This is a genomic window from Sulfurivirga sp. (assembly GCF_015490265.1).
GTDB lineage: Bacteria > Pseudomonadota > Gammaproteobacteria > Thiomicrospirales > Thiomicrospiraceae > Sulfurivirga.
The window spans coordinates 1-18,909 of sequence record NZ_WFYD01000048.1 but is presented as its reverse complement, the minus strand read 5'-3'; the positions used below and the strand labels follow the sequence as shown (position 1 = coordinate 18,909).

Genomic DNA, 18,909 nt, shown 5'->3' with positions numbered 1-18,909 from the left:
GGCACCGCCAGCGCCATGAGCCAGAGCCCAGCCGGAGAGACCTATGATGTGGTCATCCTCAACGGCCGCGTGATGGACCCGGAAACCAAATTCGACGGCGTGCGCAACGTCGGCATCAAGGATGGCATCATCAAGACCATCACCCGCAGCGAGATCAACGGCAAGGAGGTCATCGACGCCACGGGGCTTGTGGTGGCGCCCGGCTTCATCGACACCCACATTCACAGCATCACCCCACTGGGCCGTGACATCATGCTCCGTGACGGTGTGACCACCGCCATTGCCTCTGAGTTCGGCGTGCTGGACGTGGACAAGTTCTACGACGAGCGCAAGGGCAAGTGGCGCGCCAACTACGGTGCCATGGTCGGACTCAACTACGCGCGCATGAAGGTGATGGATGGCATCACCGCACAGGATGACATCGACTGGCTGACCGCCACCAAGAAGGCGGTCAAGACCGGCTCCAGGTGGTCCACCAAGATCCCTTCTCCGGAAGAAGAAAAGCAGATCATGGCGATCATGAAAAAGGGGCTGGACCGCGGTGCTCTTGGCGTGGGCATTGCCGTCGGCTACGCCTCCACCGGTACCACGGCCCGCGAGGTGTATGAAGTTCAGAACCTGGCGGCCCAGTATGGCCGGGTCACCGCCTCCCACACCCGCTTCGGTTCCGGTCTGCCACCGGATGAGTTCATCCTCGGTGGCGACGAGATCATCGCCAATGCCATGTATCTGAAGGCACCGGCCATCTTCCAGCACTTCCACAACGGTGACTGGCAACTGGGCGCCGAAATCCTCAAGCGTGTACAGGCTCAGGGCTACAACATCTGGGGCGAGATCTACCCCTATGCCGCCTATTCCACCCAAGCCGGCTCCGACTTCGTCGCACCCGAGAACTTCAAGCGCAACCACCTGGACATCAGCAAGAGCGTGCTGGACCCGTCCACCGGCAAGTACCTGACCGAAGCGGAGCTGATCAAGATGCGCAAGGAGGAGCCCAACCATCTGGTGGTGGTGTTCTCGCGCAACAAGGACGACATTCCCAAATGGCTTGCCATCGAAGGGGCCACCATCGCTTCTGACGGCATGCCGGCGCTGGACGCCAAGGGCAACATCCTGCCTGAAGACGCGCCGCTGGAAAAGGTGGCCACCCACCCGCGTCTGGCCGGCACCAACGCCCGTGCGCTGCGCTACGCGCGTGAGTACCACATTCCCCTCATGACCGTGCTGGCCAACATGACCTACTGGCCGGCCAAACGCCTGGGAGATACCGGCCTGAAAGACATGCAGGTGCGTGGCCGCATGCAGGAAGGCATGGTGGCCGACATCACCCTCTTCAACCCCAAAACGGTCAGGGACAACGCCGACTACGGTCCGGGCAAGAATGCCCTGCCGCCAGATGGCATCCCCTATGTGCTGGTCAACGGCGTGATCACCGTCAAAGACGGCAAGATCGTCAAGAGCGCCCACGCTGGCCAGCCCATCCGCTTTCCGGTCAAGGAGTGACCGTTCCCCGGTGGCCCGTTTCGGGCCGTCAGCTGCCGCCCCATCGGGGCGGTTCGTTTTTAAGTACGGGCATGCCAAAATGCCCGTGAAGTTGGAAATTTACAGGAGGTTCTCATGAAAAGGCTGTTGATGCTGCTGATGCTGCTGGCATGGCTGCCTGTCGCCGCCCAGGCACAGGAGAAGGCCAAGCCGCAGCAGATTCTGTTTGTAAACGTCAAGATCTTTGACGGTGTGCACAACCGCCTGATCACCGGCAAGGATGTGCTGGTCGAAGGCAACCACATCGTCAAGATCGCGCCCAAAATCAAGACCAACCGCATGGCGCGCATCATCGACGGCCATGGCAAGGTGCTCATGCCCGGTCTGATCAACGCTCACACCCACCTGATGGTGACCAAGCCCTTCGATCAGGCCATCTATACCTATGAACCCAGTTACATCGCTGCGCTGGCAACGGAAGAAGCCCGCCGCACACTGATGCGCGGCTTCACCACCGTGCGAGACGCCGGCGGCCCCGTGATGGGCCTCAAGCGAGCCATTGACGAAGGCGTCGTCCCCGGCCCACGCATCTTCCCTTCCAACGCCTTCATCTCCCAGACCGGCGGACATGGTGACTTTGACCCCTCCATGACCTACCTCTCCTCCTATTTCGCCGGCCAGATGGACAAGGCCTACCTGTTCGGCTGGACCTACACCGCCGACGGCGTGCCGGAGGTGCGCAAGGCCGTGCGCGAAGTGCTGCGCTCCGGTGCAAGCCAGGTCAAGATCATGGCCAGCGGCAGCATCACCGGCGCCCATGACCCGCTGGATGTCACCGAGTTTACGCCGGATGAGATGCGTGCCATCGTGCAGGAAGCGAAGAAATGGGGCACCTACGCCATGGCCCACGCCTACAGCGATGACGCCGTGCGCACTGCGGTCGAGGCGGGCGTTCTGTCCATCGAACATGGTCTGATGGCTTCACCCGAAACCCTGCAGCTGATGAAGAAGAAAGGCGTGTGGCTCTCCACACAGTGCCTCAACTACAGCAAGAATGTCGAGGACTTCGGCGTGGAAATGCCCGCCAATGTGGCCGCCAAGTTCAACGAGGCCAAAAAGAGCGCCGAACGCGTCTTCCGGCTGGCCAAGAAATATGGCCTGAAAATGGCCTGGGGTACCGACACCTTCGGCTCGCTGGACGTGCAGGATACCGAGTCTCAGGAGCTGACCTGCCGCAAGAAATACTTCTCCGACTTTGAGATTCTCAAGCAGGCCACCTCCCTTAACGGCGAGCTGCTCACCCTCAGCGGCAAGCGCTCCCCCTACCCGGACGGCGCGCTGGGCGTGATCAGGGAAGGCGCCTACGCCGACCTGCTGATCGTGGACGGCAACCCCCTCAAGGACATTGCAGTACTGACCCGTCCCGAACAGACACTGGTGCTGATCATGAAGGACGGAAAGATCTACAAGAACACGCTGCAGGAGAAGCATTGACCCCATGAAGCGACATCTCGGCATTCTGTTTCTCACCGGCCTGCTGGCGTTCACCGGGCCGGTTGCAGCCGGCAAACTAGCCATGACCGCGCCCAGCAGCGTCGGCCAGCAGCTGAAGGAGGACCGGGCAACCCGTTCCCCCACGCCCGGGCTCAGCGAGCTGCTGGCGGGCTATGACCGCTGGAAAGACGCCTTCGTGCGCACAACCGGCTTCAACTACGGCATCGACTACAACGCCCTCTACATGAAGGCCGCCGTCAGCCCGACTCGCAATGACGACAGCGCCAGCGGCGTCATTCGCTTCTACACCGACTGGACGCTGCTGCAACGGGGTGAAGACCGCGGCAGTCTGGTGGTGAAGCTGGAGCACCGCCACGCCTTCACCTCCGTGGCACCCAACGCCTTCGGTTTCGAGATCGGCTATGACGGCCTGCTGCATTCCACCTTCAGCGACCAGGGCTTCCACGCTACCAATCTCTACTGGAAGCAGACCTTCGACAGCAAGCGCCTGCTGCTGTTCACCGGTTTCATGGACGTGACCGACTATGTGGACGTGCACCTGCTGGCCAGTCCGTGGACAAGCTTCTCCAACCTGGTGTTTGCCACCGGCTCGGGCACCATCGGCAGCCTGCCGGATGGCGCGCTGGGCGCCATGCTGGGCGGCTGGCTCGACGACAACCTCTACCTCTCCGCCGGCATCGCTGACGCCAATGCGGACGCGGGCAAGCTCTTCGACGGCTTCGACTCCTTCTTCAACAAGTTCGAAACCTTCAAATCGGTGGAGCTGGGCTGGTCACCCAATCGCCAGAGCCTGTTCTTCCACAACGTCCATCTCACTCTGTGGCAGGTGGACAGGCGCAAGGACGCAGGCGCACGTTCCGGCTGGGGCGTGGCCCTCTCCTCCAGCAGCACTCACGGCAAGAACTGGATGAGCTTCCTGCGGGGTGGCTGGTCGGATGACGGCAACGCTCTGCTTGAAGCCTCCATCAGCATTGGCGGCGCCCGGCTCATGTCCGGTGATGGCGACACCCTGGGCATCGGCCTCAACTGGGGCCGCCCCAACCACATCGACTATCCGGACGCGCGCAAGGACCAGTGGACCATGGAAGCCTACTGGCTGTTCCAGCTGGGCAGACACCTGCAGCTGACTCCCAGCGTGCAATTCATCGTCAACCCGGCGCTGGACCACACCCACGACACCAATACCGTGGTGGGCCTGCGGGCACGCACGGTGTTCTGAAGCAAGAAGACGTTCCGGCGTTCTCCCCAAGGCGCCTTCGCAGGCGCCTTTTTCTTGCCCGACCGATCATCACATTCGCCGATGAATGCATGCAGAAATGCGGACAGCCTCTTGCTGCTGAATCTTCCCCGCAGAAGAAACAAAGTGCTGAGAAGCTCGAATAAAGGCGAAACGGAAATAGGAGGAAAGAATGGATGGCGGTGGGGGTGGGATTTGCATTACCCCTTAAATCAACGAGTTATAACTGCTGGCTGATTTTGTATGCCCAAATGTATGCCCAAAATTCATCGCTTGGAATAGCGCTCTGCCTCGTCTGACCCTCTCCTTCACTCATGACGGATGTTGACAGCGTGGTCGTACACCGGGCCAGAAACACCCAATTCCCAAAAACGTGTCAACAGTGTCAACAACGACAACAAACCAGCCCTGAAGCCAGCACTGGCGCGGGTTCCGGGCGTTGACACGGGGTTGTCAACACAGGGCAACATTCGGGGGAGTGGTGTCAACACGAGCGCATCACATCCCCCAATCTCAAAATGTTGTCAACAATGTCAACAATGACAACAGACAGCCCCAAAACCCGCGCCAATACTGGGCTGGCGCTGTTGACATGGCCTTGTCAACATGGGGCAACAGCCGGTGCCTTTGTGTCAACAGGGGAACCAGTATTCTTCATTCATCCTCGTCATACACCCACAGCAGTTCGGCGGCCACACCAAGGGCATCGGACAGTTTCAGCAGGGTGTCGGCGCGGGGAATCTGGCGGCCATTTTCGATATTGGCCACCTGTGCCTGAGTCAGTCCGGCCCGTTCGGCCAGCTCTCGCTGTGACAGGCCGAAATACTTGCGCCAGGCCTTGAGCAGGCTGGCCCCTTCCACCATCATTTCCACCACTTCCTGTGGCGCGGTGGTGCGTTTGTCGAAGCCCTGCGCGCCCTGTTGGGCCTGATACTGGTCATAGGGAATGACCACAAAGGCGGGCTGGCCGTTGTGGTGGATGATTTGCGGGTCAGTAGGTGCGCTCATCTCGTTTTTTCACCTCTTCGATGTAGGCAATGCGGATTTCCTGTTCGTGAAGGGTCATCAGCACGCGCCAGTCCCCCACCCTCAGCCGATGGGTATAGCGGTGATTGACCAGCCGTCTGACATCGCATGGCTTGCCCTCGCCAAAGGCCCTGACCGCTTGGGTAATACGCTGCTGGGTGCGCCGGTCTTTGAGTTTAGCCAACTGGCGGATGGCCTTGGCCTGCCACTCTATGCGATATGCCATATCAACTCTGCCTTTTCTATATCGAGTATGGTATCAAAACGGCGCTCTCATCTCATATCCCAAGAATGTTGTCAACAGTGTCAACAACGACAACAAACCAGCCCTGAAGCCAGCACTGGCGCGGGTTCCGGGCGTTGACACGGGGGCGTCAACAATCAGGCAACAGGGGGAACAGCTGTGACAACAGCCGGGTTGATACACAGCCCGTGAGGCCACCACAGGCGAAGAAAGGAAAGGCGGCATAGATAGTAGCCGCCCGAAGGATGGGAAGATGCTCAGGGCGCGTTCCGGTGAGTCTCAGGACGCATCCTGTTGCGTCAGGGTGGGGTTCCAGGCAAAGGCACGCCCGTCATGCACGGGTATCAGGTAGCCGCGGGTGGCCAGCTCACTGATGGCGGCCTGGTAGCGCTCTGAGCGGATGCCGTTGCGTCCCAGCAGACGCGCCTGTTGTGCGTCCCGCGCATTGAAAACCTGGGCCAGCCTGTCAGGCCATTTGCCGTTCTGGAAACGGGTCAGCAGGCTGATGGCGTCCTGAACATGCATGGGCTGGCCAATGCCGTAGATGGCTTCCGCATGGCCGCGCAGATACTCGGTGTAGCGCTCGGCGCGGGTGAAGCTCTCCAGCCCCACCTGTTCGGCCAGCGGGTTTTCCACCAGCTCGAAGATGAGCGCCAGGGCACTGATGAGGGTGTCATACTTGGCCAGATGGGAGGCAAAGGCGCTGCCGGTCTGTTCGCTGCGGATGGCGGCGCTGTGGCGCATGCTCCATGCCTTGAAGCGGCTCTGGGCCAGCTCGTCAAAGGTGAAGACGCGCGGCTGGCATCTGTCGGAGTCGGCCCAGTCGTATTTGAACAGGTCGCGGATGGCCCGCTCATACTGCCCGCGTGCCATCTCATTGATGGGCCTGTCCACATAGGCCCCGCCCTCGATGCGGGGCATGACCATCACCTGAAAGCGCTGCAACAGGCCATCATTGGACGCACCGCCAGCGTTGATGCCCTGTATCAGCCTGCGCAGGGCGTCCGGCTGAGCGGCCCCCAGCACCGCCAGGCCGCCCTCTGCGGGACGCGCCCGGCGGGTCTTGCGGTCGATTGTGTAGGGCGTGCCCGGTTGCCAGCTCCACAGGTAGAACTGCCGTTCGGCGGCGTTTCTGTCCTGTTCCAGCCGCTTGATGAACTGGGCGGTTTCGTCCATCTTGAGCAACAGGCCGCGCCGGGTGCTGGCCATGATGTCTTCCAGCGCCTCATAGGTGGTGTCGGTCACCAGCAGCCGCTCTATGGGTTCCGGCTCACTGGCGCGCGCCTCGGCATCGGCCATCTCTGCCAGGGCCGCCTGTGCCTCTGCCTCATTTTCAGCAGCACGGGCGGCCTGATAGCGTTTCTCTGCGGCGGCCAGGTCAAGCCGTGCGGCGCGCACGCGGGCAGACCATTCCGCCCGGCGGAAGGCTATCTGTTCGGCCCGGTCGCGCTCATACTCGAACAGCGGCGCGGTCATCTGGTCGATAATCGGTGTTTTCTTGACGCCAGACGGAGCCACCAGCATACCCCACAGCAGCGGATAGCGCCGATAGCTGGAGACGGCCCGTTTCGGCTGTATGGCGCAGTGGCGACCTATGGCCGTGCCCGCCACAATCACGGCGCAGGCAGCGGCCATGTCGATTGGCGCGCAGTCCATGCATTCGCTCACATCAGCGGCCCAGTCTTCCAGCACCGCAGGCAGCATGCCGGGCTGATAGTCGGGCACCTCGGCCCCGTCGAACGGGATGATTTCGGGATAGTCCGGCTCACTCTGCTGAATGGCCGGATGCGGTGTAATGGTCATTCTGTTGCCCCCTCCTTCTGGGTCAGATACAGGTCGTTAAAGTCCGTGCCCGTCCCTAATGCCGCCTTATCCGGGTAGAAGATGCGTGCTCCGGTGGCGGCTGCGGCCTCCCGCGCCTTGGTCAGGCCCGGATTGCCGCGTGTTCTGTGGTCGTTATCCGCTGCGATGGTCAGCCTGGCTTTGGGGCACTGGGTGCGGATGGCCAGCGCCACATCCACCAGATTGCCTGCGTTGAAGGCAGCCACCACCTGCGCACCGGGAAAGAATGCGTTGCCCAGGGTCACCGCCGTGGCCCAGCCTTCGCAGATGAAAATCTCCCCGTCGCAGTCGCGGGCGTGCATCAGCCAGCCCGCCCCCTGAACGCGTCCGCCGGACAGAAAACGCTTCCCGCCACTGGGTGCAATGAATTGCAGGCTGACAATCTCGCCCGTATTGCCCCCTGAGAGCGCCAGCACGGGAATAACCAGCTGGCCGCGATACTGACGCACCGGCCCCAGATGCCAGCCCGGCTGAATTCCCTTGGCGCGCAGATAGGGGTGGTCGCTGACCGGTTCGGCCTGCGCCCAGATATCGGCGGCGGTGCGCGCCGCCTGCGCCTGCCTGCGGCGCTGTTCCCGCTCATAGCGCTGACGGGCCAGTTCCGCCTGCTGGCGTATCAGCTCCCGTCCGGCTTCGTCAAACGGCTCGCCCGTATCTGAGAGCCACAGGTAGCGCTCATCGGTTATCCAGTCGCCGAACACGCCCCCGCGTCCGTCGGCAAAACGCTTGGCCCAGCCGGAGCGGCTGCTGCCCGCCGTGCGGAAACGCACCAGCTTGCCCGGCGGCAGGGAAGGCGGAACCTGCAGACCCGCCTGTTGCATGGCCTCTTCCATGGAAGCGGCACGGATGGTGGTCAGCTCCGCCATCTCACACCTCCCGCAGGCTGTGTCCCGCATGAGTCAGCTCGCCATCGAAGGGGGACGGCTCCGGCCACAGGCGGAAGGCCACAATCAGCCCCCGCTCGTCACCAATCGCGCCCCGGTTGTGCTCCGGGCTGAGGCGATACCACCAGCGGCCCTGATACGACAGCCCCCACTGGCTGAAATGGTGCTTACGCCCGTCAAATATCAGCTCCGGCATACGGCTGACGCCCACCCGATTGAAGTAAGGGCGCAGCCGGTTGCGCAGCTTGCGTTCACTTGGGGGTCGTTTCATGCCGCATCCTCCCTGCTGGCCTGATTCAGAACATGGCGCGCGTCTTCCATCAGCCGCCACGCCTTGCGGATGATGTTCAGCCTGTCGCACAGGCCATAGGCGGTCATCTCCAGATGTTCCTGGCTTACCTCCAGCCGTTTGTCGTTATCCGCCAACGCCCCGGCGAACACATAGGCGTCCGCTTCAATCTCCGTGATGCTGTTGTCCAGCAGGGACGATGCGAATTCCAGCGCCTCGCGCGCCACCTTCAGCCCCCTGGCATCCGTGCGCCCCAGGGCGATATTGCCGTCTGTGGCCCGTTCCAGCGCCGCATGGTGGGCTTCAATCACTTTGCGGATATACGTGGTCATAGGGCGTCCTCCTCTGATTCAGGCCCCATGCGGTAGGCACGGGCCACCTGTTCCACATTCAGCACCGCCTGAACGGTGCCGCAGTCGCTCAGCAGGTTGCACAGGGCCGGAACCGACACGCTGCGCACGCTGCTGTAGTCGTCAAAGGCCACGGGCATCACGCGGCCCAGATAATGGGCATAGGCTTCCCAGACGGGCTCACTCGCCTCCCAGCCCATTTCCACGGTGATAAAGACGTTTTCGCCGGTGCGCTCCAGTCGGCGCAGGCCAGACAGGGTGAGTTTTTTCATGACAGGCCTCCTCTGATGTCGCTCAGGATGGATTGGGTCATCTCGCGGGCGGTATGCAGGCGTGCCACCGGACAGGTGGGCACCGACACCATGGCGATACCGTGGTGGTGGGCAAAGGCACAGGCGGCCTCGAAGGTGTCGAAGCGCACGGCCCGGCCCTGTTTATCCGCCAACAGGCCGTGGCCCACCAGCGGCAGGCGCACTTCAATCACATAGCGGCCCGCATCGTCCGGGCGGATGTGCACCATGCGGATAAAGCGCACCAACAGCCGCCACTGCCACAGGGGGAGGGATTTCAGTTTAGACATGGCGCGCCCCTCCCGACTGTCACGCCACAGGAAGGCGGCGACACATCAGGGGGCGCGTGCAAGGCCCACCACAGCCTGAGCGCCTGCAAAAGCGCCTCGAAGCTGTCAAAGGGCAGCACGGTCTTGCCGTTGGAAGTTGTGAGAATGACCAGCCACTGGCCGTGAGACTTGCGAACCGACAGGCGCGGTCTGTCATCAGGTATGGGCGCACCGGCCCGACAGGATTGGGTGTGCATGGTCTGTTTCCTTTCGGTAGTTCTCAAACTACCCCCACCCATCCGCTGCCACACAGATGGTTGGAGGCGACTTGCACGGGGGTGGCAGACCGGCCCGAAAGGCACACCGGCAACCCTTGCGGGTTCCCACGCACAAGCCGCCGCATTGGAAACAGCAGGCACAAAAAAACCGCCAGAGAAAACACGGCGGTGATTTGCTCCCGCCTTTCGGTAATCGGGCTGCCACACCCGCGCACGGGATTTTGCCCGTGCACGCTCAATTGTGCAGGCCGTCTCATGCCGTGTCAAGGCGGTGCAAAGGGGCCACCATCGTTTTTGCACGGCGCGGTTTTTGCCCACCTGCGCATGACGCACCTTATGACCGCTCTGGGGCCATTTCAGGGCATTCTGAGGGCCGTTTTCGGGCTGACAGGGGCAAGGATGTGCCTTATACTGACCTTGCGCTGTATGGACTCTCACACGGTCAGCGACATCTAGGCCCGCCCCGACCCGGCGGGCTTTTTCGTGTGTGGCCATCATGCGCCACCTCCTTTGCCCTGCCGGGCGTAGTAGTCGGCGAACAGGGTACGCGCCAGGGCATGATGTTCCTTGGTCAGGCGGTAGTAGCCCTTGGAGATGCGCCCAAGCGTGTGCACATCCTGTTCCAGCAGCTCGATATGCCAGCCGTATTCATCCACCAGCCGCTGCTTCGGACTGGCCGGATTGCCCATACCGGGCTTGAAGCTGTCTATGGCCACCCATTCGCCCGGCGGCAGTTCGGCAAGGCGTTTGAGCATGGTGAAAGCCTGCGTGCCGCTGGCAGGCAGATGCGGTTCAAAAGCACGGTCAGCGTTGTGCTCTGTCATGCCGCACCTCCCTGCGCCGCACGGCGCGCCTCGACCCAGGCTTCCACTTCGCGCATGTCCCAGACAGTGGTGTTTTCCGTCAGCTTGATGGGTTTGGGGAACTTGCCTTGGCTGGCATAACGCCAGATGGTGGAACGGCTCAGTCCCAGCATCTGGGCCAGCTGCGTGGCGCGCACATAGCGGCCCGGGGGAAGTTGAATCTTGTCAGTCATGGCGCGCCCCTCCCTGCTTCAGTTGGGACATGGCGCGGTCAAGCTCATCAACACGCCACCGGGAGGCTTTGCCAAGCTTGGAAGGTGCGGGCAGAAGGCCCTGTTTTACGAACCGGTAGAACCCCGGCGTCGAGATGCCCAGCCGCTTGGCGGCTTCACGGGCAGATAGATAGCATTTAGCTTCCATCAAACACCTCTTTCTGTTGGGAAAGAGGCGGCAGTTCTACTCTACGGTACAAGAGGTTTCAGACGGGTAGTTTGGTATTCATCAATAGCCATCTTGAGCCATCAATCTCTACCAAATCCTCCCAAATTTCCAAAACTTCATTGTTCAAATTTAGTACACTAAAAGTGAAGTTGCTGGGCCGGAATGTCTTTTCAGGCGTTCCGGCCTTCGCGACTTCCCGTAGAGGCTGCCACCTCTATGGTTGCAAATGCCCGTTTGGGACAGGAAGCGCGTCCGAGCAACAAGCAACAAACGCATTTTGCACTTCCCAAACGGATTCTCTGAACCCGCTAGGTGCGCCAACACCTCAGCGGGTTTTTTCATGCGCCTCTAATCATACCTCAAAATATCTGGCTGTAAATACCTGTATCCCACAATATTGAACCCAGTTATCCACAACCACACAAGATATAGTGGGTGCACAAAAGGCGTTTTTATGCTTGGTGTTTCAGGCTTTCTGACTGTGGAAAAGGCTGTTGATTTTTATCCCACACGGTCAAACAAATCGGTCAGATGGCACGCTCTGGTTTCAATGGTTTCAGACATGAAACCACATCACCCATCCCCGCAACCCGCCCCCAATTGACGCAGCTGTTCCAGCTGGTGGGTATCAATGCCCAGCAGTTCCGCCGCCTTGGATGGAGAGATGCCGCCATCGGCCAGCAGACGGAACACCAGCTGTTCAAACAGCCGGGGCTGTTCGGGTGGGCAGGGCACGCCCGGTTCCTGACGGTGCCAGCCGTTGGCTCGGAACAGGCGCATCAGCCGGGTAAAGATAGTCTGGTCGATAATGCCCGCATCCTTGGCGCGATAGGCCACCGCCGCCATGCTCAGGCCAAACTCTCGTTTGAGCAGATACAGCTCCCGTGGCTCGATATGGGCGCGCCGTTCGCCCAGATGACGCACCAGCTCATCACGGGGCAGCAGTAAGGCCCCGGCAAAGCGATTGGCGGCCTGTTCCGCATCCACGCCATCAAGGCGGGTGTCCAATAGCAGGTGGCCCAGTTCGTGGGCCAGGGTGAAGCGCTGGCGGTCACCCGGCCACAGGGCTGAGACGGCAATCACCGGGTAATCGTCCGCCCACGCCTGCAGGCCATCAAACCGGCCTTCGGCATTCACCCTGGTCTGCACCACCAGAATGCCCTGCATTTCCAGCGTGTCGGTCAGGTCGGGGATGGGGTTAGTGCCCAGCGCCCATGCCCGGCGCACGGTGTCGGTCACCCGTTCCACCTCTTCCAGCGTGCTGATGCGCTCAGGCAGGCCATCAATGCCAGCAAACGGAGCAACGGGGAAATCTCCCGGCCACCAGGCGCGCAGCATCATCCACCGTTCAATCTGGTCGGCCAGCTCACCCTGAATGCGTCTGAGTGTTCTGACGGGCAGATTGGCGCGCTTGCGGAACTGCGCACCCTCAAAGGTGTAAACGAACGGCCTGAACAGCTGTTCCAGGGTGACATCAAGGGCATTGGCCAGCCGAGCGAGAGTCTGACCGGTGGGCATGCTCTGGCCATGCTCGTATTTCTTGACCATGTTGGCGCTCACACCGACAGTCTCGCCCAGCGCTTTCATGGATAGGCCGCGCATCTCGCGCAGCTGTTTCAGCCGTCTTGCGAACACCTCTCGCGCCTGCATTGCCAACCTCGGTTTATGTTTGTGATAATTTCATAAATATCATAAACCGCATGATGCATGCCGTGCCACCCCGTCTCAGGGCTTATCAGAACGGTGCAACTGAACAGGCTTACGGATTCGACAGATGGGCAGAAGGGATTGATTTCAGGCGGGGGTTTCGGCAGGTGGCGGTGGAGTATTGTGTTCGCCTCCCGTAAGCCGCACGAATTTGCCGCCCTTGCGGCAGCCATCCAACACGCCACGCCTCACCAGCTGCGAGATGTAGCCCTTCGTCAGCCCGAAATGCGCCGCAAGTTCTTTTTGAGTGATGAATTCGTCCAATGGTTTACTCTGCGGTTTACTGGTTTACTAAACACTAAACTCTGACACTGGATAAATCAGCGGCCTCGAACTACCCGCCTTCCTTAAACCCCTCAGGGGCCCTCGGCACACCCTTTTCCTGAACTTGATGTTACCACTCAGGAAACCATCAGGAAACCACCGCAAGCCTGCTCTGACGCGACCTGTCAGCTGCCCTGTTCACCTCTGGTGTTCACCAGTTAACCAAGCAGGAAACTCTGTGGCTGGGCAAATTCCGCGCGTCCGCGCACCCACAAATAGCAACCCTTGGGAAGGACCCGCCACCTGAAGCCTCACCCCGTGCTGTCGCCTTTCGCACCCGATACATCGCATGCCCTGGCCTGCAACCTCAAATCCTCCCTCTATCGCTTTCTGGCCACTTTCGCCAAGGGAGGGCACCCCCATACCTCTCTCACTTGCCACGCCACAGGGCAGGATGGTGGCCTTCGGGTGGTGTTGACGCATGTTGACAGGATGTTGTCAGAAAGTGTCAACAAATTTCAGACAATAAATCAACTACTTACAAGCCTTAAAGTATTATTGTTGTTATTGTTGTTATTTATATATATTGTTTGATAGAGAAAGAGATTCCCCCATCCCTCTCTACCCCTGGCGCACAAAAAAGCCCGCACGGTGGCGGGCTGACAGCCAGACTGGTGAAAGGGTCAGGCCTGTCTGAAGATGGGCACCACCTTGGCGCTTTCTTTCAGACTCAGCAGCCACTGGCTCCAGTCTTCCATCATCTGCCTGCGCCCGGCCAGATGCTGGGCCTTGTTATAGGTGCCGCGCACAGTGTTCCTGTCCACATGGGCCAGCTGCATTTCCACCCACTCGCTGTTGTAGCCTCGCTCATTCAGCAGGGTGGATGCCGTATGCCGAAAGCCATGAGCAGACTGAATACCCTTGAAGCCCATTCGGTTCAGCCCAGCGTTCAGGCTCTGCTCACTGATGGGGCGGTGCATGCTCCGAGGTGAGGGAAACACATAGGGCGAAACCTCCCCGTAAATGCCATACAGCTCTTCCAGCCTGGCGCGCACCCACTGGCTCATGGGCACCACATGGTCGCGCTTTTTCTTCATGCGCTCAGCGGGAATCTCTATCTGGCCGGCCTCGAAATTCACTTCCTCCCAGCGCATATGCGCCAATTCCCTGGGACGCAGAAACACATGGGGCTGAAGCTGGAGGGCAGAGCGCACCGCCATATCCCCGGCATACTCATCTATGGCGCGCAGAATCTGCCGCAGTATGGCCGGGTCGGTGGTGTGAGGATAGTTGCCTTTCTCCGCCTTGCGGAAAACTGACCTGTCCAAATCGTTCAGCGGATTGGCCGGACACAGGCCAAAGGTGACGCCATAGCGCATCACGCCGTTGCAATACTGAAGCACCCGTTTCATCGTCTCTACGCGCCCTGTGGCCTCAATACGCTTGAGCACCTCAAGGAACTGCTGAATGGTCAGCTCACGCACAGGCACCGCGCCCAGATAGGGCAGGATGTGCTTTTCCATTCTCTGCCAGATGTCGCGGGCATGGGCGGGCTTCCACTGCTTTTCCCGTTCCCGATACCAGCGCTCGAACAGCTCTGAAAAAGTCGGATTGGTCTCGCGGCGCTGCGTCTCTTTCTCGGCACGCAGGCGCGCCATTTCAGAGTCCCTATGCTGAACGGGGTCTATACCCTGCGCAAGCAACCCGCGCTGCTCTGCAGCCATCTCACGCGCCTGTTGCAGGGAAACATCAGGATAGGCACCCAGGCTCATCATCGTGCGCCTGCCATCATCCGGCCTGTAATAGCGGAACCGCCAGCGTTTTGAACCACTGGGGCGGATATGAAGCTCCAATCCATCACCGTCATACAGCGTATAGGCCTTTTCCTTCGGTTTGGCCTTACGGATGCGTGCATCTGTCAGTGGAACCGTCTGTTTTGGCATGGCTCCCTCCCTTGCGCTGCCTGGGTTTCACACGGTCGTGGGCATACAAAATCACACGCCGTAGGCATACGCCCGAAGTGTATGCCCAAACGTATGCCCAAAATCCTGCGATTGGATGGTATCAGATGAGACGGGGTGAAACAGCAAATCCGCGTAAGTGACTGTTTTTACTGGAAAGTTGAGACTGTATGAGACGGGGTGAAACAGGTTGATGGCGGTGGGGGTGGGATTCGAACCCACGGTGGGCTATCAACCCACGCCGGTTTTCAAGACCGGTGCTTTCAACCGCTCAGCCACCCCACCGCTGAGGTGTGGGCGTATTATAGGTGAAAGCAGGGGGAATTCAAACTCGCCCCCAGACCAGCGCTGCCCACTGCAAGTCCGGAAAAGACACGATAAGCCTCAGAATCAGACAACCCGTCTGAATGCGCCTGCAAGCCGGAAATCAACGTTTTTCGCACCGACACAGCGCCCGGTCAGCGTGTGATCCTGCAAAATCTGGGGAGACCCCGTGCGAAATGTGGCTGTCGAAAAGCGCTGACCGCCCCACGATTGATACGCACCTTTGGAAACACTCAGGGTTCAACTTCTGCAAAGCGCCGTCAGCTCGTTTGCAGGTCTGAGGTGCCGCTCACGCCCTTCCAGGCCGGTTTTTTCACTTCGCGGCGGGGCGGACGGAATGTGACCTGTCAAAATTGGGGGAGACCCCGTTACTGCAGGGGGGCGTCGCGAGGCGGTTCTTCCGGCGCATCCACCGGCTGGGGGGAGACCCAGTAGTGCTGCGACAGCACCAGCGCCAGGGCGGTGTTGTCGGTCAGCGGCAGGGTGACGGGGATGTGCTCGCCCGCCCGGTTGGTGATGCTGCCGGCCCGCACATACTCATCAATGAGCGGCTGCACCTGCTCGACCCCCTCTCCCACCAGCTCACCGGTCTCATGGTTCCAGAAAATGACCGTGGGCGAGAGTGTCTTTTCCATGTGGGGCAGCGGCATCAGCGCCATGCGGATCCATTGCAGCGGGGCCTTATCGCTCATCGAAGCATCTCCAGCGCATCGTTCAGAGCCGCCACAAGGCGGTCAATGTCCTCGCGGTTATTGTACACACCCAGCGAGGCGCGCACCGTCGCCGGCACGCCAAAGAAATCCATCACCGGCTGGGCGCAGTGATGGCTGGCGCGCACGGCAATGCCGTCCTGATCGATAAGCGTGGCCACATCATGAGGATGGGCGCCATCAATGACGAACGACAGCACTCCGCCCTTCTGCGGTGCAGTGCCGATCAGGCGCAGGCCATCAATGGCCTGCAGCCGTTCGGTGGCATACTGCAACAGCTCATGCTCATAGTCGAAGATGGCCTGCCGCCCCACCTCCTCCATCCAGCGGGCAGCCTCGGCCAGCCCGATGGCACCGGCGATGTGCGGCGTGCCCGCCTCGAAGCGGTAGGGCAGCACGTTGAACTCGGTCTTCTCGAAAGTGACCGAACGGATCATGTCACCGCCCCCCTGATATGGCGGCAGGGTTTCCAGCACCTCCATACGACCGTAGAGCACACCAATACCGGTGGGACCATACATCTTGTGCCCGGAAAGCACGTAGAAGTCGCACCCCAGTGCCTGCACGTCAATCGGCATGTGCGGGGCCGCCTGGGCGCCATCGATCAGCGTCAGCGCCCCCACAGCCTTGGCCGCGTCCACGATCTCGCGCACCGGGTTGATGGTGCCCAGCGCATTGGACATGTGGGTGACCGCCACCAGCCGGGTACGCTCGTTGAGCAGCCCGCGGAAGGCATCCATGTCCAGCACGCCCCGCTCATCCATGGGAATCACTCTGAGATGGATGCCCCGCTCATCCCGCAGAAACTGCCACGGCACGATGTTGGAGTGGTGCTCCATGGCGGAGATGAGGATTTCATCACCCGGCTTCAGCAACTTGCCAAGGGAGCTGGCCACCAGGTTGATCCCTTCGGTGGCGCCCCGGACGAAGATGATCTCCAACGGTGTGGCGGCGTTGAGAAAGGCGCCCATCGCGCCACGCGCGCCCTCGTAAAGGTCCGTGGCCCGCTCGCTCAGCCCATACACGCCCCGGTGCACATTGGCGTTCTGCTCACGGTAGTAGCGATCCAGCGCCTCAATAACTCGCAAGGGTTTCTGCGACGTGGCAGCGCTGTCCAGATAGACCAGGGGGTGGCCGTTCTCTGTCTGGGCCAGAATGGGAAACTGGGCACGAATGGCGGCATTGTCCAGCATGGCGTTTCCTTTGCAAGTGAATGGAGACGCCCCCGATCGGGAGCGGATGAATCACAGGGTCGACACGGCCTCGTCCAGCAGACCGATCAGCCAGCCACGCAGGGCATCATGGGTGATCCCTTCCAGCGGTTCGGCCAGAAAGGCGCGGGTGATCAGACGGCGCGCCGTGTCGGCGTCCAGCCCCCGGGCACGCAGGTAGAACAGCTGATCCCGGTCCAGCTGACCGGTGGCGGAGCCGTGGGAGCATTTGACGTCATCGGCGTAGATCTCCAGCCGGGGTTTGGCGTCCACCTTGGCCCGATCGCCGATGAGCAGGTTCTTGTTGTCCATCAGGCCATCGGTCTTCTGGGCGCCACGGGCCACGTGAATCATGCCATCGAACACGCCGCGGCCGCTGTCGGCCACCACCAGCCGATGGTTCTGACGGGAAAAGCAGTGGGCGCTGGCGTGATCGGTGAAGGTGCGGCTGTCGATCACCTGCTGATCCCTCACCAGCGCCGCGCTGTTGACCTCACTGCCGGCGTTCTCATTCAGCAGGCAGGTATGCGTCATGTGACGGCTCACCCGGCCGCCCAGCTGCACCGTGTCGCTGAGCAGCTGGCTGCCGCCCTGCTGACGCACGGCGTGCCAGCCCATGTGAAAGGCCTGCCCGGCCAGCTGCTGCAGCTTGACATGCCGAAGCACGGCGCCCTCGCCCAGCTCGGTCTCGATGACCGGGTTGACCAGCCCCGCAGCCTCGCCAACGGACACATGCAGTTCCACCAGCGTCAGCTGGGCGTGGGCTTTCAGGGTGACGCGGTGGCGCACGGCGGTCACGCCCGGCTGCGTGTGCACATGCAGCAGCACCACGGTCTCCGCCACCTGTCCACTCACCTCGATGGCCATACCGTCACGCATCAGCGCCAGGTTGAGCAGCTGGAAGGGGTCGGCCTCCGGCCGGGCCTGCAGACGCCACCGATCCCGCAGTGCGGCATCCGCCTGCGCCAGCAACGGACGCACGTGGAGCCCTTTGACGGACAGATCTTGCGGATCGGTGACGCAGCGGCCATCCACAAAGGCGATCAGCACATGGTCAAACGGCGGGCGGAAAGCGTTCACATCCGCCTCTCCGTCCTGCGGCAGCACCCAGTCCTCCGCCAGCAACGCGTCCAGCGGCGTGTACTGCCAGTCCTCCTCCTTGCGGGAGGGGAAGCCACGGGTTTTCAGCGCATCGAATGCGGCACGGCGCACTACCGCCCAGTCGTCGTCAAGGCGTTCGACCAGCGGAGCCAGCACCGCCAGCGCCTGGTCGCTGAGACGGTGGGGGCGAAACTCCACCTTACTCACCGAACTGGCGGATGATGTCGTCATAGCCTTTCTCCTCCAGTTCCTGCGCCAGCTCGAAGCCACCGGACTTGACGATGCGGCCCTTGTAGAGCACATGCACGTGATCCGGGCGGATGTAGTCCAACAGGCGCTGATAGTGGGTCACCACGATGAAGCTGCGCTGGCCGTCACGCAGACGGTTGACGCCATCGGCGACGATCTTGAGCGCGTCGATGTCCAGACCGGAGTCGGTCTCATCCATCACCGCCAGCTTGGGCTCCAGCATGGCCATCTGAAAGATGTCGTTGCGCTTCTTCTCACCACCGGAGAAGCCCACGTTCACAGAGCGTTCCAGCATGTCGGGACGCATCTTGAGCAGCTTCATCTTCTCCGCCGCCAGCTCCTCGAACGCGTCCATCTCCAGCGGCGGCAGACCGCGCGCCTCGCGCACGGCGTTGACCGCCGTGTGCAGGAACAGCTTGTTGGACACCCCCG

The 18,909-nt window shown here is 61.1% G+C and carries 21 protein-coding genes and 1 tRNA gene; 3 read left to right on the top strand and 19 right to left on the bottom strand.

Going from position 1 to position 18,909, the window contains the following annotated elements:
- The 3 genes from F8K16_RS03390 to F8K16_RS03380 all read left to right on the top strand — a co-directional run.
- The coding region (locus tag F8K16_RS03390; RefSeq protein WP_294946944.1) for an amidohydrolase family protein at positions 1-1,503 on the top strand (1,503 nt) is incomplete at its 5' end.
- Positions 1,504-1,617: 114 nt separating this feature from the next.
- Positions 1,618-2,976 (top strand): amidohydrolase family protein, encoded by a 1,359-nt coding sequence (locus F8K16_RS03385; RefSeq protein ID WP_294946942.1) that lies wholly within the window; start codon positions 1,618-1,620, stop codon positions 2,974-2,976.
- Between the two features lie 4 nt (positions 2,977-2,980).
- Complete coding sequence (locus F8K16_RS03380; RefSeq protein WP_294946940.1) at positions 2,981-4,216, top strand: carbohydrate porin; 1,236 nt, start codon at positions 2,981-2,983, stop codon at positions 4,214-4,216.
- A gap of 672 nt (positions 4,217-4,888) precedes the next feature.
- On the opposite strand, the gene F8K16_RS03375 is transcribed toward F8K16_RS03380, so the two are convergent.
- From F8K16_RS03375 to sufC, 19 genes are all read right to left on the bottom strand, one after another.
- A complete protein-coding gene (locus F8K16_RS03375) occupies positions 4,889-5,242 on the bottom strand; it encodes a helix-turn-helix transcriptional regulator (protein ID WP_294946938.1) in 354 nt (117 codons plus the stop codon).
- Positions 5,226-5,486, bottom strand: a complete 261-nt coding sequence (locus F8K16_RS03370; protein WP_294946935.1) for a type II toxin-antitoxin system RelE/ParE family toxin — start codon at positions 5,484-5,486, stop codon at positions 5,226-5,228. The genes F8K16_RS03375 and F8K16_RS03370 overlap by 17 nt, the downstream gene beginning before the upstream one ends.
- 297 nt (positions 5,487-5,783) lie before the next feature.
- The gene (locus F8K16_RS03365; RefSeq protein WP_294946932.1) at positions 5,784-7,307 is read right to left on the bottom strand and encodes a DUF3987 domain-containing protein; all 1,524 of its coding nucleotides are present in this window, start codon (positions 7,305-7,307) and stop codon (positions 5,784-5,786) included.
- Entirely contained in the window at positions 7,304-8,212 is a 909-nt protein-coding gene (locus F8K16_RS03360; protein WP_294946929.1) for a toprim domain-containing protein, read from the bottom strand. Before F8K16_RS03360 ends, F8K16_RS03365 begins: the two co-directional genes overlap by 4 nt.
- A gap of 1 nt (position 8,213) precedes the next feature.
- Complete coding sequence (locus tag F8K16_RS03355) at positions 8,214-8,501, bottom strand: hypothetical protein (protein ID WP_294946926.1); 288 nt, start codon at positions 8,499-8,501, stop codon at positions 8,214-8,216.
- Positions 8,498-8,851 (bottom strand): hypothetical protein, encoded by a 354-nt coding sequence (locus tag F8K16_RS03350; protein WP_294946924.1) that lies wholly within the window; start codon positions 8,849-8,851, stop codon positions 8,498-8,500. Before F8K16_RS03350 ends, F8K16_RS03355 begins: the two co-directional genes overlap by 4 nt.
- A complete protein-coding gene (locus F8K16_RS03345) occupies positions 8,848-9,141 on the bottom strand; it encodes a hypothetical protein (protein ID WP_294946922.1) in 294 nt (97 codons plus the stop codon). Before F8K16_RS03345 ends, F8K16_RS03350 begins: the two co-directional genes overlap by 4 nt.
- A complete protein-coding gene (locus tag F8K16_RS03340) occupies positions 9,138-9,449 on the bottom strand; it encodes a hypothetical protein (RefSeq protein WP_294946920.1) in 312 nt (103 codons plus the stop codon). The genes F8K16_RS03345 and F8K16_RS03340 overlap by 4 nt, the downstream gene beginning before the upstream one ends.
- Positions 9,450-10,200: 751 nt before the next feature.
- The gene (locus F8K16_RS03335; RefSeq protein WP_294946917.1) at positions 10,201-10,530 is read right to left on the bottom strand and encodes a hypothetical protein; all 330 of its coding nucleotides are present in this window, start codon (positions 10,528-10,530) and stop codon (positions 10,201-10,203) included.
- Positions 10,527-10,742: an AlpA family transcriptional regulator gene (locus F8K16_RS03330; RefSeq protein WP_294946914.1), complete on the bottom strand. Its 216-nt coding sequence runs from the start codon at positions 10,740-10,742 to the stop codon at positions 10,527-10,529. The genes F8K16_RS03335 and F8K16_RS03330 overlap by 4 nt, the downstream gene beginning before the upstream one ends.
- A complete protein-coding gene (locus F8K16_RS09260) occupies positions 10,735-10,929 on the bottom strand; it encodes a helix-turn-helix transcriptional regulator (protein ID WP_367122699.1) in 195 nt (64 codons plus the stop codon). Before F8K16_RS09260 ends, F8K16_RS03330 begins: the two co-directional genes overlap by 8 nt.
- 594 nt (positions 10,930-11,523) lie before the next feature.
- Positions 11,524-12,585: an XRE family transcriptional regulator gene (locus F8K16_RS03325; protein ID WP_294946911.1), complete on the bottom strand. Its 1,062-nt coding sequence runs from the start codon at positions 12,583-12,585 to the stop codon at positions 11,524-11,526.
- Positions 12,586-12,744: 159 nt separating this feature from the next.
- Positions 12,745-12,921, bottom strand: coding sequence for a hypothetical protein (locus tag F8K16_RS03320; RefSeq protein ID WP_294946908.1), 177 nt, complete (start codon positions 12,919-12,921; stop codon positions 12,745-12,747).
- A gap of 683 nt (positions 12,922-13,604) precedes the next feature.
- The gene (locus F8K16_RS03315; protein ID WP_294946904.1) at positions 13,605-14,864 is read right to left on the bottom strand and encodes an integrase arm-type DNA-binding domain-containing protein; all 1,260 of its coding nucleotides are present in this window, start codon (positions 14,862-14,864) and stop codon (positions 13,605-13,607) included.
- Positions 14,865-15,076: 212 nt separating this feature from the next.
- A tRNA-Ser gene (locus tag F8K16_RS03310) sits at positions 15,077-15,167 on the bottom strand.
- Between the two features lie 407 nt (positions 15,168-15,574).
- Positions 15,575-15,898: a hypothetical protein gene (locus F8K16_RS03305; RefSeq protein ID WP_294946902.1), complete on the bottom strand. Its 324-nt coding sequence runs from the start codon at positions 15,896-15,898 to the stop codon at positions 15,575-15,577.
- Positions 15,895-17,109 carry an aminotransferase class V-fold PLP-dependent enzyme gene (locus tag F8K16_RS03300; protein WP_294946900.1) on the bottom strand — a complete coding sequence of 405 codons (1,215 nt, stop codon included), beginning with the start codon at positions 17,107-17,109 and terminating at the stop codon, positions 15,895-15,897. The genes F8K16_RS03305 and F8K16_RS03300 overlap by 4 nt, the downstream gene beginning before the upstream one ends.
- A 51-nt stretch (positions 17,110-17,160) precedes the next feature.
- Complete coding sequence (gene sufD, locus F8K16_RS03295) at positions 17,161-18,459, bottom strand: Fe-S cluster assembly protein SufD (protein ID WP_294946897.1); 1,299 nt, start codon at positions 18,457-18,459, stop codon at positions 17,161-17,163.
- Positions 18,428-18,909, bottom strand: a 482-nt coding sequence (gene sufC / locus F8K16_RS03290; protein WP_294946895.1) for a Fe-S cluster assembly ATPase SufC, incomplete at its 5' end; no start/stop codon positions are given. The genes sufD and sufC, both read right to left, overlap by 32 nt.

Bases quoted from the DNA above. Each gene is read 5' to 3' on its own strand.
- F8K16_RS03385 (WP_294946942.1), top strand. From the start codon at position 1,618: ATGAAAAGGCTGTTGATGCTGCTGATGCTGCTGGCATGGCTGCCTGTC.
- F8K16_RS03380 (WP_294946940.1), top strand. From the start codon at position 2,981: ATGAAGCGACATCTCGGCATTCTGTTTCTCACCGGCCTGCTGGCGTTC.
- F8K16_RS03375 (WP_294946938.1), bottom strand. From the start codon at position 5,242: ATGAGCGCACCTACTGACCCGCAAATCATCCACCACAACGGCCAGCCC.
- F8K16_RS03370 (WP_294946935.1), bottom strand. From the start codon at position 5,486: ATGGCATATCGCATAGAGTGGCAGGCCAAGGCCATCCGCCAGTTGGCT.
- F8K16_RS03365 (WP_294946932.1), bottom strand. From the start codon at position 7,307: ATGACCATTACACCGCATCCGGCCATTCAGCAGAGTGAGCCGGACTAT.
- F8K16_RS03360 (WP_294946929.1), bottom strand. From the start codon at position 8,212: ATGGCGGAGCTGACCACCATCCGTGCCGCTTCCATGGAAGAGGCCATG.
- F8K16_RS03355 (WP_294946926.1), bottom strand. From the start codon at position 8,501: ATGAAACGACCCCCAAGTGAACGCAAGCTGCGCAACCGGCTGCGCCCT.
- F8K16_RS03350 (WP_294946924.1), bottom strand. From the start codon at position 8,851: ATGACCACGTATATCCGCAAAGTGATTGAAGCCCACCATGCGGCGCTG.
- F8K16_RS03345 (WP_294946922.1), bottom strand. From the start codon at position 9,141: ATGAAAAAACTCACCCTGTCTGGCCTGCGCCGACTGGAGCGCACCGGC.
- F8K16_RS03340 (WP_294946920.1), bottom strand. From the start codon at position 9,449: ATGTCTAAACTGAAATCCCTCCCCCTGTGGCAGTGGCGGCTGTTGGTG.
- F8K16_RS03335 (WP_294946917.1), bottom strand. From the start codon at position 10,530: ATGACAGAGCACAACGCTGACCGTGCTTTTGAACCGCATCTGCCTGCC.
- F8K16_RS03330 (WP_294946914.1), bottom strand. From the start codon at position 10,742: ATGACTGACAAGATTCAACTTCCCCCGGGCCGCTATGTGCGCGCCACG.
- F8K16_RS09260 (WP_367122699.1), bottom strand. From the start codon at position 10,929: ATGGAAGCTAAATGCTATCTATCTGCCCGTGAAGCCGCCAAGCGGCTG.
- F8K16_RS03315 (WP_294946904.1), bottom strand. From the start codon at position 14,864: ATGCCAAAACAGACGGTTCCACTGACAGATGCACGCATCCGTAAGGCC.
- F8K16_RS03305 (WP_294946902.1), bottom strand. From the start codon at position 15,898: ATGAGCGATAAGGCCCCGCTGCAATGGATCCGCATGGCGCTGATGCCG.
- F8K16_RS03300 (WP_294946900.1), bottom strand. From the start codon at position 17,109: ATGCTGGACAATGCCGCCATTCGTGCCCAGTTTCCCATTCTGGCCCAG.
- sufD (WP_294946897.1), bottom strand. From the start codon at position 18,459: ATGACGACATCATCCGCCAGTTCGGTGAGTAAGGTGGAGTTTCGCCCC.